Here is a 13036-nt window from a genome sequence, read left to right as displayed (position 1 = left end):
CGCCCGATCACCGTTCCTCTGCTTGACCACCCGCGGCGGGTGTGTCCTGGTACTTGGTCTTGAGCTTGTTCAACTCGTCCTTGACCGACTCGTCGGTGGCATGGAACTCGTGGCCGGTCTTCTCCAAGATCTGTTGCAGGTCCTGGCACTTCTCGTCCAGCGTCTTGGCGTAGGTGTGCCAGGAGGTGTGCACAGTGCTCTGGGCAGCAGCGGTCATGCAGCCTTCGTTCTCGCCGATCCCCTTCTGCCCGGTAGTCAGCGCGGTGAGGGCTTTGCCCAAGCGCTTACGCTGATCGGCGACGCCTTCAGCGGCGGCAACCCAGGCCGCCTTCTCGGACTTGAGGTCGCCAGTGGCAGCAGGGCCGCCCGTTGCTTCGACATAGCCGCCATCGGGCGACGCACTGTTGATCTGCATGTTCGTGGTGTGACGCCGGGCCGCGTCGGCTTTCAGTCGTTCCCACTCGTTCCATGCCATGTGCGATCGTCCTCCCCGTGTCCCGAGCCCGGCTCGGGAAAGCCTGTGCAGCCGCCGGTTGCGCTACGTGAGGCTGCCGCTACAGACGTTACGAGAACAGTGCGACAGTGGCGTCCGCGAGGCTGGTCGGATCGGCCTGAATCTGAGTGTCTGCCCCGCTGTGTCCGAGCACGATGCGAGGACCGGCCTGAAGCGATCGCCGGATACTCTGCGGATTCTGGCCCGGTGCGTTGAGCGTCGCCGAGGAATCAGGCGAGCCGAAGGCCGGGGCGGGTATGGAAATTGGCTTGAAGAGCCGGTTGGTGCGAGCGGCGTTGCTGCATCTCGGCATCGCCGTGGCGAATACCTCATCGCTTCGCGCGCCGGCGAGCTCGTCGGCCTGCGGAAGCCGTGCAGGGATGGTCATGTGCGACGACTCGACAGGCCGTAGCAACGCAGTGGGGCACCCCCGAACGCAACGTGCCGGCCGAACAACGCTTGTTGTTCCGCCGGCACGAGTACGTCGGTGCTGGTCGGCTCAGCGGAGCACGACCGGGCGCAGGACTGCTTGAGTCTTCAGGCCCGCGGGGCCACCTTCGACAGCCCGTTGATGATGCGGTCCATCGCGTCGCCGCCCGTGGGGTCGGTGAGGTTGGCGAGCATCTTGAGGGTGAACTTCATCAGCAGCGGGTGCGTCAGGCCGCGCTGGGTGGCGACCTTCATGACCTTCGGGTTGCCGATCAGCTTCACGAAGGCGCGGCCCATCGTGTAGTAGCCGCCGTAGGTCTCCTTGAGCACCTTCGGGTAGTTGTTCAGGGCCAGTTCGCGCTGGGCGGGGGTCGCGCGGGCGTGGGCCTGGACGATGACGTCGGCGGCGATCTGGCCCGACTCCATGGCGTACGCGATGCCCTCGCCGTTGAACGGGTTGACCATGCCGCCCGCGTCACCGACGAGCAGCAGGCCCTTGGTGTAGTGCGGCTGGCGGTTGAAGGCCATCGGGAGGGCGGCGCCGCGGATCGGCATCGTCATGTTCTCGGGGGTGTAGCCCCAGTCCTCCGGCATCGAGGCGCACCACGCCTTGAGGACCTCGCGCCAGTCCAGCTCCTTGAACGCGGAGGAGGAGTTGAGGATGCCGAGGCCGACGTTGGACGTGCCGTCGCCCATGCCGAAGATCCAGCCGTAGCCGGGCAGCAGCCGGTCCTGGGGGCCGCGGCGGTCCCAGAGCTCCAGCCAGGACTCCAGGTAGTCGTCGTCGTGACGGGGCGAGGTGAAGTACGTACGGACGGCGACGCCCATCGGGCGGTCCTCGCGGCGGTGCAGGCCCATGGCGAGCGACAGCCGGGTGGAGTTGCCGTCGGCGGCGACGACGAGAGGTGCGTGGAAGGTGACTTCGCGCTTCTCCTCGCCGAGCTTCGCGTTGACACCGGTGATGCGGCCGGTGCGGTCGTCGACGATCGGGGCGCCGACGTTGCAGCGCTCGTACAGCCGCGCGCCCGCCTTCTGCGCCTGACGGGCCAGCTGCTCGTCGAAGTCGTCGCGCTTGCGGACCAGTCCGTAGTCCGGGTACGAGGCGAGGTCGGGCCAGTCCAGCTGGAGGCGGACGCCGCCGCCGATGATGCGCAGGCCCTTGTTGCGCAGCCAGCCGGCCTCTTCGGAGATGTCGATGCCCATGGAGACCAGCTGCTTGGTCGCGCGCGGGGTGAGGCCGTCGCCGCAGACCTTCTCGCGGGGGAAGGCCGTCTTCTCCAGGAGCAGGACGTCCAGTCCGGCCTTGGCCAGGTAGTACGCCGTCGTGGAACCGGCCGGGCCTGCCCCGACGACGATCACATCCGCGCTGTGTTCGGAGAGGGGCTGCTCGGTCACGGTCGGATCTCCCGAAGACTCGAAATCACGTGCCGCGCGGCACCTGTCCCGTGCAGTCTATGGGGGTCCGCCGATCAACATTCCGAAGGGCTCCCAGATGTCGACCGTGCTTCCCGGTGCACCCTCCGTACAGCTGCGCGTGCCGATCGACGAGGACGCGCTGTCCTGGCATCGCGCGTTCGACGATCCCGAGGTGATGGAGTTCTTCGGCGGCGCGTCGGAGGAGCTCTCGATGTACGAGGAGTGGACCGCCCGCCAGCGCAGACTCGACGCCGAACTCGGCTACTGCCTGTGGACGGTGCTGGGCGCGGACGGCGAGGTGGCCGGCTTCACGGGCGCCCAGCCGTGGCCGCGGGCCGATCACGGGCCGGTCGGCGAGATCGAGATCGGGTGGCGGCTGGCCCGGTCGGCCTGGGGCCGGGGCTACGCCACCACCGCCGCGCGCCTCACGCTGGAGCGGCTGCGCACCGCCGGGGTGGAGCGGGTGGTGGCGACGATCGACGCGGAGAACGAGCGGTCCCTGGCCGTGGCCCGGCGCCTGGGGATGGAGCGGGCGGAGAGCTTCCCGGCACCGGGGACGGGCCGGGAAGTGGTCTGCTTCCGCCTGTCCCTGTGACCCCGGGCCGGAGACGGGCCGGGGACGGGCCGGGGACAGGCCGGGGACAGGCCGGGGACAGGCCGGGGACAGGCCGGGGAGTGGTCTGCTTTCGGTTGGTCCTGTGACTCCGACGCCCTGAACGCGGGCCTCAGTCGGTGTCGTTGAGCGTCCAGGTGGACAGGGCGGTGTCGAAGATCCGCCGGGCACCTGGCCATTCGGTGTCGCGTTCGGTGGTGTAGACGGCGTACTCGGTGCCGTCGTCCGCGATGTAGCTCTGGTCGATCGCGTGGATCGTCTCGCCGCTCTCCCGGTCCTCGTACGTGTACTCCCAGATCGCACCGGGCCGCCCCTGGAAGGTGTTGGCCGTCAGCCCGATGCGGCGGTAGTTCTTCTGGTTGGTGTCGGCGGTCCGCTCCAGCGTCACGAAGTTGCCGTACGAGGTGTACGGGGCGTTGCGGATGACGCCGACCTTGAGCGCGGCCCGTCCGGTGGAACCCGCGTAGGTGATCTGGTGGTTCTTCTCGCTCTGCCGGTCCCAGACGGTGGGGACCGCGAAGGAGAAGCCGGCGGTGTCGGAGACGAGCCGGAAGCCCTCGGGGACGGTCGGGGCGGCGGGGGCGGACGGGGTGGCGGAGACGGTGGAGGTGGTGCTCGGGGCGGGCGGGCCGGTGGAGGGGGTCTGTTGCGGCGTCGGCTCGGCCGAGGGCGGCCGGCTGTTCCGGGCCCCGGCGGTGGGCCTCTCGTCCTCGACCGCTCCGGCCCCGCCTCCGCCGTCCGTCAGGGCCAGCCCCCGGCCGTCGCTCCACCACCGACGAGCAGCGCCGCGACGAGGGTGCCGGTCCAGACGAGGGCGGAGCGCTTGCGGGAGCCGGGCGGGGCGGTGGTCGCGGATGCGGATGCGGCATCGGATGCGGCATCGGATGCGGCATCGGATGCGGGATCGGATGCGGGATCGGTGGGCAGTGCGACGGTCCGCATGTCGTACGGGGTCGGCGCCGCGGTCGGGGGCGCGGTCGGGTCCGCCGCAGCGGGGTCGTACGGGGCCGGCGTCGGCGGGACCACCGTTGCCGGGGCCTCCGGCGCCGTGCCCGGCAGCGGCGGCAGCGGGGACGTGGACGGCATGGGCGTCGGCATGGGCGTCGGCATGGGCGTAGGCATGGGCTCGGGGCCCGGTGCCGAACCCGACGTCGGCCCCGACCCCGGCATCGAACCCGGCCCCGGCCCCGACCCCGGCATCGGCATCGGCGCCTGTGGCGCGGCCTGAGTCGTCCGCCCCGTCAGCCGCAGCAGATGCGGTGCCACGAGCACCGCGCCGCCCACCCACAACAGGCCGAACAACAGCGCGTCCGGCACGCTCGTCGCCAGCTCCGCCGTGCCCTGGCCACCCATGTCCCCGAAGCCGCCCGACAGCTCGACGGACACTCCGCCGATGCCGCTCAGTACCAGGAACATCCCGAGGAACAGCGCGCCCGCGGTGGCCTGTTCGCGGCGGTCCGCCGAACGGCGCGCGGCCCAGAGACCCACGGCCAGCGCACAGACCAGACCGATGGCCAGTGCTCCGGTCACCGCCCAGCCGTTCACTTCCTCGCCCAGTTCGGGCAGCCCGACGGAGCCGTGCTCCAGGCCCGAGCCGAAGAGGTTCACCTGTCCGCGCATGTCGTACTCGACGGGGGCGCCCCAGCTCAGCCCGAGTACCGCCAGGCCGATGTTCGGCAGCAGCGGCAGCGCGATCAGCATGGCCTCGCCGTCCACGCCGTCGGCGTTGGCGTACACGATGTACCCGGCCAGGCCGCAGAACAGGAGCACCGCGCCCAGGGCCCGTACGGCCGTTCCCACTGCCCGGACCGTGGTGAGCGCCGCCGGGCGCGCTGCCAGCCACTGTGCCGCGGCGTCGCGCCGGAGCACTCCGCCGGTGACGAGCAGCGAGATGACCAGCGCCCCGAACGTGGCGAGGAGCGGCGCGGACGAGACCGATACGCCCGCGACATCGGGCTGGGCGAACAGTCCGAGGACCAGCACGGCGGCGGAGGCCACCAGGCCGATCCGTACCGCCGCCTCCGGTCCGCCGCCCTGCGCACGGACCCGGCGGGCGCCGAGGATCAGCGCGCCCACCCACAGCACGGTGACGGTCAGCGGGACCACGGCCAGCGAGGCGCCGCCCTGCGACATGCCGCCGGCGTCGCCGTCGCCGTAGTATCCGCCGCTCTCGAAACCGCCGCCGACCGGGCCGGTGGACCGCAGCTCGAAGCCGCCGCCGAACGCCTGGAGCAGCATCGCCAGCGCGATCCGCAGCCGGTCGCCCCAGCCGACGACGATGTCGTCGCCCTGCCCGTACGAGGGGACGGCGAGCGCCACCGCGAGGGCCAGGATCAGTCCGGTGGGCCAGGCGGCCGCCTTCGCCGAACCCGCCCAGTCGCCCCGGAAGGTCCGGCCGAAGAACGCGCCGAGGGGCGACGGAACCACCTGGCCGGGCGGGCCCGGCGGCGGTGGAGCGGCCGGCATCGGCGTGTGGCCGGGCGGCGGGGGCCGGTGGGACGGCGGTCCGAGCGGCTCGGGCCGGGGCGGAGCGGCCGGCATCGCCGGCGGGGCGGCGGCCGCTGCCTCGTCGGCGGTCGTCGGGCGTTCGCGCCCGCACTTCATACAGAAGCGCGCCCCGCCCGGGGCCGGTGTTCCACAGAAGGGGCAGTACAACGGCATGCGGGCTCCGGCGGCAGGAACGGGGAGGGGGACGACGTCGGGGAAGACATGTGCGTTTCAACGGACACGTCTACCCCGCCACCCGGTTCCCCGCGCCGGAATTCGCCGAAGCGTTGCCCAGCCGAAGCGTTGCCTGCGAAGCGTTGCCCACAGGAAGCGTTACCCAGCCGAAGCGTGCCTACAGGAAGCGCCGACTACAAGGGGCGTTGCCTGCGGGCCGGCGGGACTGCGCTCAGGGGCGTACGCCCCGGTGCAGCGCCACCACTCCGCCCGTGAGGTTGCGCCAGGCGACCTTCGACCAGCCGGCCCGCTGGAGCGCGGCCGCGAGTCCGGGCTGGTCGGGCCAGGCACGGATGGATTCGGCGAGGTAGACGTACGCGTCGGGGTTGGAGGACACCGCGCGGGCGACCGGCGGCAGCGCCCGCATCAGGTACTCGGTGTAGACCGTGCGGAACGGCGCCCAGGTCGGCGAAGAGAACTCGCAGATCACCACCCGGCCACCCGGCTTGGTCACCCGGTACAGCTCGCGCAGCGCCGCGTCCGTGTCCTGGACGTTGCGCAGCCCGAAGGAGATCGTCACCGCGTCGAACGTCCCGTCGCGGAACGGCAGCCTGGTGGCGTCGCCCGCGGTGAAGGGCAGCCAGGAGTTGCGCCTCTTGCCCTCCTGGAGCATCCCGAGGGAGAAGTCGCACGGCACGACGTACGCGCCCGTCGCGGCGAACGGCAGTGACGACGTCGCCGTGCCCGCGGCCAGGTCCAGGATCTTCTCCGCGGGCCGGGCGTGCACCGCCTTCGCGACCTCCTTGCGCCACAGCCGGGCCTGGCCGAGCGACAGCACGTCGTTGGTGAGGTCGTAGTTCGCCGCCACGCCGTCGAACATCGTGGCGACTTCGTGCGGCTGCTTGTCCAGGGATGCTCGGGTCACCCACCCATTCAAGCAGCCCGGTCCCGGCCGCTCCGCGCCGGTCGCAAGTCGTTACCCGAGTGGACTGAACCAATCCGTTCCACCGGCGGTCAGACTGAAGGGGCACCGAGCCACCGGGATCCAGGGGGGAACCCAGATGTCCGTACGAGACGCACGCGTCAGGTCGCAGCCGGAACGCCGCCGGGGGCGCCTGCTCGTCGCCGTCGCCGTCCCGGTGGCGCTGCTCTGTGCCGCCGCCGTGCTGGTGCCCCGGGAGAGCGCCGGCGACGGGGGGAAGGCGTCCACGCCGTCCGCGTCCGCGAGTTCGCCGGGCACCGGCACGTTCACCGTCGCCGGTGCTCCCGATGCCGGCGGGGACCGGGGCGGGGACAAGAAGGACAAGGGCGCGGGCCGGAGCAAGGGCATGGCGTACCGGGTCGAGGTGGAGAACGGATCGGGCGTCGACCCGGACCGGGCCGCCGCCGAGATCGCCGGGATCCTGGCCGCGCCACGCGGCTGGTCGCACCACGGCGAGCACACCTTCCGCCGGGTCTCCGAAGGGCCGGCCGGACTCGTCATCCGGATCGCCACGCCGGGGACCACCGACGCCATCTGCGGCAGGAGCGGCCTCGACACCCATGGCGAGGTCAACTGCCGGGTCGGCACCGACGTCATGGTCAACCTCAAGCGCTGGCAGCGGGGATCGCCCGAGTTCCACGGCCCGCTCGCCGAGTACCGGGCCCTGATCATCAATCACGAGGTCGGCCACTGGCTGGGCCACGGCCACGAGACCTGCCCGGGCAAGGGGCGCCCCGCCCCCGCGATGATGCAGCAGATATACGGGCTGAAGGGATGCGTCTCCAACGCCTGGCCGTACGACGCCGATGGCCGCTATCTGGGCGGCCCGCAGGTCCCGTGAGCCGGCCCGCCGCAGGTGCGCACGTGTCGACCGTGCGCACGTATCAACTGTGCATTCCTGTCGACCGTGCGCACGTATCAACTGTGCATTCCTGTCGGCCGCACGTACGTATCAACCGCGCGCGTCAGCTGCGGCGGAAGACCAGCCGCCCGCCGAGCACTGTCGCCGTGCAGCTCCCGGCGCCCTCGGTGCGCAGGGCCGCCAGGTCCGGTACGCCGAACACCGCCAGGTCCGCGGGGCCGCCGACGGTCAGCGCCGCCGCGAACGCGTCGCCCGGCTCCGGCAGGGATGCCAGCGGGTCGAGCGACGCCGCATCCGTCGCCGGGCCGGGGGCGTGGACCCGCAGCCCCGAGCGGGCGACCGCGGTACGCACGGCGGGGCGGGTGAACGGGCCCCGCACGGCGGTCGTGCCGTGCCGCAGCATCCGTTGCAACCCGCGCCGGGCACTCGCGCCCCAGCGGGCGTCGTCCATGCCGAGTGCGGTGAGCGCGTCGCCGGTGAGCGGTTCGGTGCCGTGCTCGTCGGCCTCGCGCGGATCCGGGTGGTAGGCGGCCTCCAGCAGGGCCGGGGCCGCCGCGTTCAGCAGCCCGGGGGTGATCAGCCCGGACCAGCGCCTGACCCTGGCCTGCGGACGGGCGGCGGTCAGCTCCGCGTACCGGCCGATGGCGACGACCGCGCCGCCGTCCACGGCAACGGAGTCCGCCCCGTCCGGGGCGCCGATGACCGCGTCGGCGGCGTGAACTGTCAGCAAGGCTGCCTCGGACCGGCCGGGCTCAGTTGGCGCCGAGGAGCTTCAGCTCCGGGTGGGCCGTGCCGCCGTCGATCGCCGTGGACGAGATGTGCGAGACCACGCGCTCGTCGACCGGGTCGTTCGCCGGGTCGTCGTGGACGACGAGGTGTTCGTAGGTGGTGGCGCGCTGGGCCGGCACCCGGTCCGCCTTGCGGATCAGATCGATGATCTCCAGGCGGTTGGAGCGGTGCTTGGCACCGGCCGAGGAGACGACGTTCTCCTCCAGCATGATCGAGCCCAGGTCGTCGGCGCCGTAGTGCAGCGACAGCTGGCCGACCTCCTTGCCGGTGGTCAGCCAGGAGCCCTGGATGTGGGCGACGTTGTCCAGGAAGATCCGGGCGATGGCGATCATCCGCAGGTACTCGAAGAGCGTGGCCTGCGTCTGGCCCTTCAGCTTGTTGTTCTCCGGCTGGTACGTGTACGGGATGAACGCGCGGAAGCCGCCCGTCCGGTCCTGTACGTCGCGGATCATCCGCAGGTGCTCGATGCGCTCGGCGTTGGTCTCGCCGGTGCCCATCAGCATGGTGGAGGTGGACTCGACACCGAGGCGGTGCGCCGCCTCCATGATCTCCAGCCAGCGCTCGCCGGACTCCTTCAGCGGGGCGATCGCCTTGCGCGGCCGGGCCGGCAGCAGCTCGGCGCCGGCTCCCGCGAAGGAGTCGAGACCGGCGGTGTGGATGCGCTGGATGGCCTCCTCGACGGAGACCTTGGAGATCCGGGCCATGTGCTCGATCTCGGAGGCGCCCAGCGAGTGGATGACCAGCTGCGGGAACGCCTTCTTGATCGCGGAGAAGTGCTCCTCGTAGTACTCGACGCCGTAGTCCGGGTGGTGCCCGCCCTGGAACATGATCTGCGTGCCGCCGAGTTCGACGGTCTCCGCGCAGCGGCGCAGGATGTCGTCGAGGTCGCGCGTCCAGCCCTTGGCGGTGTCCTTCGGCGCGGCGTAGAAGGCGCAGAACTTGCAGGCCGTGACGCAGACGTTCGTGTAGTTGATGTTGCGCTCGATGATGTACGTCGCGATGTGCTCCGTACCGGCGTAACGGCGTCGGCGTACGGCGTCGGCGGCCGCACCCAGCGCGTGCAGCGGCGCCGAACGGTAGAGGTCGAGCGCCTCCTCCGGGGAGATCCGACCGCCCTCGGCGGCTCGGTCGAGGATGGGCTGGAGGTCGGCCTTCTCGGTCACCGGGCTGTCACCTTTCGGCGGTTTTTCAACGGATCTACGGACCGGTTCAGCGTACGCCAGCCCCTCTCGGGGTCAGCCGCCGGACCTGGTGAGCGTGGCGTACGGCAGGCCCGCGCCCCGCTCCTCGGACCGGAAACTCAGGGTGCCGTCGGAGGTCAGGGTGAAGTGGACGTCGGTGGTGGTGGAGGTGCACAGGGCCGGGGTGCTGGGGCGGTCCGGGTCGACACGTTCGTGGAGGGTGAGCTCCTCGGCGGTGCCGGAGGTGAGGCTGGCGACGCTGTTGCAGCTGACGGTGGTTCCGAGGCCGCTGATCTCGGTGTTCATCCTGACCACGTCCGTGCCCTTCTTCCCCGCGGTGAAGACGGCGGTGAGGGTGCCGTGCGGCGCCCCGGTGGTCTTCTCGGTGGCCGGGCCCTTCCAGGTGCCGATGAACTCCTTCGGCAGCTCGGCGATCTGCTCCGGGCTCGCGGTCGCCGAGTCCGCGGGCTGCGACGGCCGGCCGGACGCGGTGGCGGCGGGCGGGTTGCTGCCGACGTTGCCGTGCTCGGCGCTGTTCCGGCTGCCGCCGCCCGGCAGCAGGTCGAAGAGGAACGCGCTGCCCACGGTCACCGCGGCGAGCGCGCCCGCCACCGCGAGGGCGACGGTGCAGCTGAGCCGCCGGCCGCGGTTCGCGTCCGGCCGGGCCGGGCCGGAGTCCGCGCTGACGGTGACGGAGAAATGCGGGTCGGACGCGCGTTGCCCGGGCATCCCGGAGGGCCCGGTCCGCGGCGGCGGTCCGAACGCCCCCGACGTCCTGGCCGACTGGGCCGCGCCGGCGGTCGCGGGCCACGAGGGCAGTACGCCCGGGTGGGACAGCCGGGTCGGATCGTGCGTGGGGAAGGGCTCGGCCGGTGATCCGAACCCGCCGCCCAGGCCCCCGGACCCGCTCGGGCCGCTGCCCCCGCCGGCGCCGTCGGCACCCCACTGCGCCCCGCTGAACGGCACCGGCCCCGACTGCGCCGGCGCGTCCTGCGGCTCCAGGTCCAGCAGCGCGACCGCGGCCCGGCTGACCTCGCGCACCAGCGGCCCGGGCAGCCAGCCGGCCGCCACCAGCGCGGCGGCCCCGCCCGGTGCCAGCCGCCGGGCCAGCTCCATGGGCGTGGGCCGGTCCTCGGGCTCCTTCGCCAGGCACCCGGCGACCAGCGCCCGCAGGTCCCCCTCCAACTCCCCCAGCTCGGGCTCCTCGTGCACCACCTTGTAGAGGAGTACGGCGGAGGAGTCGCCGAGGAAGGGGGCGGTACCGGTCGCCGCGTACGCGAGCACCGCGCCGAGCGAGAAGACATCGGCCGCGCCCGAGATGTCGACGCCCCGGATCTGCTCAGGCGCCATGTAGCCGGGCGAGCCGACCGAGACCCCGGTGGAGGTGAGCGAGGCGGTGGCGCCGATGGCGTGGGCGATGCCGAAGTCGATCAGCCGGGGGCCGTCCAGGGCCAGCAGTACGTTGGACGGCTTCACATCACGGTGGATGAGGCCCTGTCCGTGCACCGCGGCCAGCGCCTCCCCGAGTCCGGCGCCCAGCGTCCGTACCGCGTTCTCGGGCAGCGGGCCGTGCTCGGCGACGGCGGCGGAGAGCGCGGGGCCGGCCACGTAACCGGTGGCGACCCACGGAATGGGCGCGTCCGGGTCGGCGTCCAGCACCGGGGCCGTCCACTGCGCGCCGATCCGCCGGGCCGCGTCCACCTCGCGCCGGAAGCGCGCGCGGAACTGCTCGTCCAGCGCGAAATGGGGGTGCACGACCTTGACCGCGACGGTGCGTCCGCCCGCGCTGCGCCCCAGATAGACCCGGCCCATGCCGCCCGCACCGAGCCTGCCGAGCAATCGGTAGGCACCGATGGTCAGCGGTTCGCCGGCTTCCAGCGGCTGCATATGGACACTCCCCCTGTGGACCGGCCTGACCTCCGACCGAAGCCTAGGGGGCGAAGGTCATCGGGTCACAGAGGAAACCATCCGCCTATTTCGCCCCTATGGGAACGAACAACGGCTTTCGACACAACAAAAGGCGTGAATGCGTCGTTCACCCGAGCGATTCCGCAGCCGGCCGGGACACCCGGCGGACCTCGTCCGGGAATCGGCTATTCGACGCGTATTAACCCGAATCGAGGCCGTACCGGCAGAAACACATAAGAGAGACGGCGGGAGATGCGTCGGAAGAAGGTGCGGGGAGCGGAAGAAGACGCGAGAAGCGCGGAAGGCACGGGAAGGCGCGAGACGGGATAAGCGATCCCGAAAGGTACGGGATTCACCTATATCCCGGCCCATTCCCGCGCCGGGCGCACGCCCGGCGCCCCGCACTCCGAACTCCGAACCGCGCCCCACCGCGAACCCGCGCCCCGCACTCCGGATTCGCGCTCCGGACCCGCGCTCCGGACCCGCGCGCCGCTCTCGCCACCTGCTCCCGCCCCCGACGGACCTCAGCCGCCGAGCAGTTCGACCTTCACGTCGGCCGGGAAGCCGGTCGTCGGGCCGACCCGGCGCGCGAACTCCCGCACGCCCGCCAGCTGGTCCGGTCCGAAGCGGAAGTCCAGGGTCGTGAAGTACCGCTCCAGCACCTCCGAGTCGAAGGCCTCCCAGCGCGCCGCCTGCTCGGCGACCTTGGTGACCTCCTCCAGGGAGAGGTCCCGCGAGGCCAGGAACGCCTCGTGCACCTTGCCCACCCGGTCCGGCTCGGCCGCCAGGTAGTCCTTGCGGGCCGCCCAGATCGCGAAGACGAACGGCAGCCCGGTCCATTCCTTCCACATCTGCCCCAGGTCGTGGACCTGGAGGCCGAGCCGGGGCGCGTCGTGCAGGTTGGCGCGCAGCGCGGCGTCGCCGATCAGCACGGCGGCGTCCGCCTCCTGCATCATCAGGCCGAGGTCCGGCGGGCAGGTGTAGTAGTCCGGGCTGACCCCGTACCGCTCGGCGAGCAGCAGTTGGGCCAGCCGGACGGAGGTGCGCGAGGTCGAGCCGAGGGCCACCCGGGCCCGGTCGAGCTGGTCCAGCGGCACCTGCGACACGATCACGCACGACATGACGGGCCCGTCGCAGCCCACCGCGATGTCGGGGAAGGCGACCAGGTCGTCGGCGTTGCGCAGGTACTCGACCAGGGTGACGGGGCCGATGTCCAGCTCACCCCTGATCAGCTGTTCACTGAGCTTCTCCGGGGTGTCCTTCGAGAGCTCCAGGTCGAGCAGGGTTCCGGTGCGTGCCAGTCCCCAGTACAGGGGAAGGCAGTTCAGGAACTGGATGTGGCCGACGCGCGGCCGGCTGCGACGGTCGTCGCCTGCGACGGTTGAGACGGTTGAATTGTCCACATCGCGAGGCTAGACCTGTGGCGCGATCCGGACGGCACCGGGGGCGCGGGGCGCACCCGATCTCACCCCCAAGGCGCTCCGGCTCACTCCCGAGGCGCTCCGGGAGGGCCCTCGGATCCCCTCCGTACGCCCGGAAGTCACCCCCACGACACCCTCCCGTAGGCCCACTTCGTCAGCTCATCAGCACGGCAATCAAACATCCGAGTGAAGTGATCTTTCCCTCTACCCTTCGATACACGCTGCGTGCTAGGCTCGACGCAAGTTGCAGTTTGGTTTCCCTTGCAGTACAGAGCCTGCGG

The 13036-nt window shown here is 71.8% G+C and carries 12 protein-coding genes; 2 read left to right on the top strand and 10 right to left on the bottom strand.

All coding sequences use genetic code 11. The features are described 5' to 3' along the window. Positions 1 to 7: 7 nt before the first annotated feature. From ACGF8B_RS19765 to ACGF8B_RS19755, 3 genes are all read right to left on the bottom strand, one after another. Complete coding sequence (locus tag ACGF8B_RS19765) at positions 8 to 475, bottom strand: hypothetical protein (RefSeq protein WP_392739970.1); 468 nt, start codon at positions 473 to 475, stop codon at positions 8 to 10. Between the two features lie 88 nt (positions 476 to 563). Continuing rightward, on the bottom strand, positions 564 to 881 hold the full coding sequence (locus ACGF8B_RS19760; protein ID WP_392739967.1) for a hypothetical protein: 318 nt from the start codon (positions 879 to 881) through the stop codon (positions 564 to 566). A gap of 149 nt (positions 882 to 1030) precedes the next feature. Next, on the bottom strand, positions 1031 to 2317 hold the full coding sequence (locus ACGF8B_RS19755) for a geranylgeranyl reductase family protein (protein ID WP_342283225.1): 1287 nt from the start codon (positions 2315 to 2317) through the stop codon (positions 1031 to 1033). A gap of 97 nt (positions 2318 to 2414) precedes the next feature. Here ACGF8B_RS19755 and ACGF8B_RS19750 point away from each other — a divergent pair, with 97 nt between their 5' ends. After that, positions 2415 to 2933, top strand: coding sequence for a GNAT family N-acetyltransferase (locus tag ACGF8B_RS19750; protein WP_392739965.1), 519 nt, complete (start codon positions 2415 to 2417; stop codon positions 2931 to 2933). Between the two features lie 130 nt (positions 2934 to 3063). On the opposite strand, the gene ACGF8B_RS19745 is transcribed toward ACGF8B_RS19750, so the two are convergent. The 3 genes from ACGF8B_RS19745 to ACGF8B_RS19735 form a co-directional block, all read right to left on the bottom strand. Then, positions 3064 to 3339, bottom strand: coding sequence for a hypothetical protein (locus ACGF8B_RS19745; protein ID WP_392739962.1), 276 nt, complete (start codon positions 3337 to 3339; stop codon positions 3064 to 3066). Positions 3340 to 3692: 353 nt separating this feature from the next. After that, positions 3693 to 5612: a zinc ribbon domain-containing protein gene (locus tag ACGF8B_RS19740; RefSeq protein WP_392739960.1), complete on the bottom strand. Its 1920-nt coding sequence runs from the start codon at positions 5610 to 5612 to the stop codon at positions 3693 to 3695. Positions 5613 to 5844: 232 nt separating this feature from the next. Then, on the bottom strand, positions 5845 to 6537 hold the full coding sequence (locus ACGF8B_RS19735) for a demethylmenaquinone methyltransferase (RefSeq protein WP_392739957.1): 693 nt from the start codon (positions 6535 to 6537) through the stop codon (positions 5845 to 5847). Positions 6538 to 6673: 136 nt separating this feature from the next. On the opposite strand from ACGF8B_RS19735, the gene ACGF8B_RS19730 reads away from it, so the two are divergent. Continuing rightward, a complete protein-coding gene (locus ACGF8B_RS19730; protein ID WP_392739954.1) occupies positions 6674 to 7435 on the top strand; it encodes a DUF3152 domain-containing protein in 762 nt (253 codons plus the stop codon). Positions 7436 to 7559: 124 nt separating this feature from the next. On the opposite strand, the gene ACGF8B_RS19725 is transcribed toward ACGF8B_RS19730, so the two are convergent. The 4 genes from ACGF8B_RS19725 to ACGF8B_RS19710 form a co-directional block, all read right to left on the bottom strand. Continuing rightward, complete coding sequence (locus tag ACGF8B_RS19725) at positions 7560 to 8186, bottom strand: hypothetical protein (protein ID WP_392739952.1); 627 nt, start codon at positions 8184 to 8186, stop codon at positions 7560 to 7562. Positions 8187 to 8208: 22 nt separating this feature from the next. Beyond that, positions 8209 to 9408 carry a cyclic dehypoxanthinyl futalosine synthase gene (gene mqnC, locus ACGF8B_RS19720; RefSeq protein WP_342287212.1) on the bottom strand — a complete coding sequence of 400 codons (1200 nt, stop codon included), beginning with the start codon at positions 9406 to 9408 and terminating at the stop codon, positions 8209 to 8211. Positions 9409 to 9480: 72 nt separating this feature from the next. Then, positions 9481 to 11313 (bottom strand): serine/threonine-protein kinase, encoded by a 1833-nt coding sequence (locus ACGF8B_RS19715; RefSeq protein WP_392739948.1) that lies wholly within the window; start codon positions 11311 to 11313, stop codon positions 9481 to 9483. A 545-nt stretch (positions 11314 to 11858) separates the two neighbouring features. Further along, positions 11859 to 12737: a menaquinone biosynthetic enzyme MqnA/MqnD family protein gene (locus ACGF8B_RS19710; protein WP_392739945.1), complete on the bottom strand. Its 879-nt coding sequence runs from the start codon at positions 12735 to 12737 to the stop codon at positions 11859 to 11861. Positions 12738 to 13036 lie beyond the last annotated feature (299 nt).

The organism is Streptomyces sp. NPDC047917, assembly GCF_043204345.1.
Taxonomy (GTDB): Bacteria; Actinomycetota; Actinomycetes; order Streptomycetales; family Streptomycetaceae; genus Streptomyces; species Streptomyces sanglieri.
This window is presented reverse-complemented; position numbering and strand designations above follow the sequence as displayed.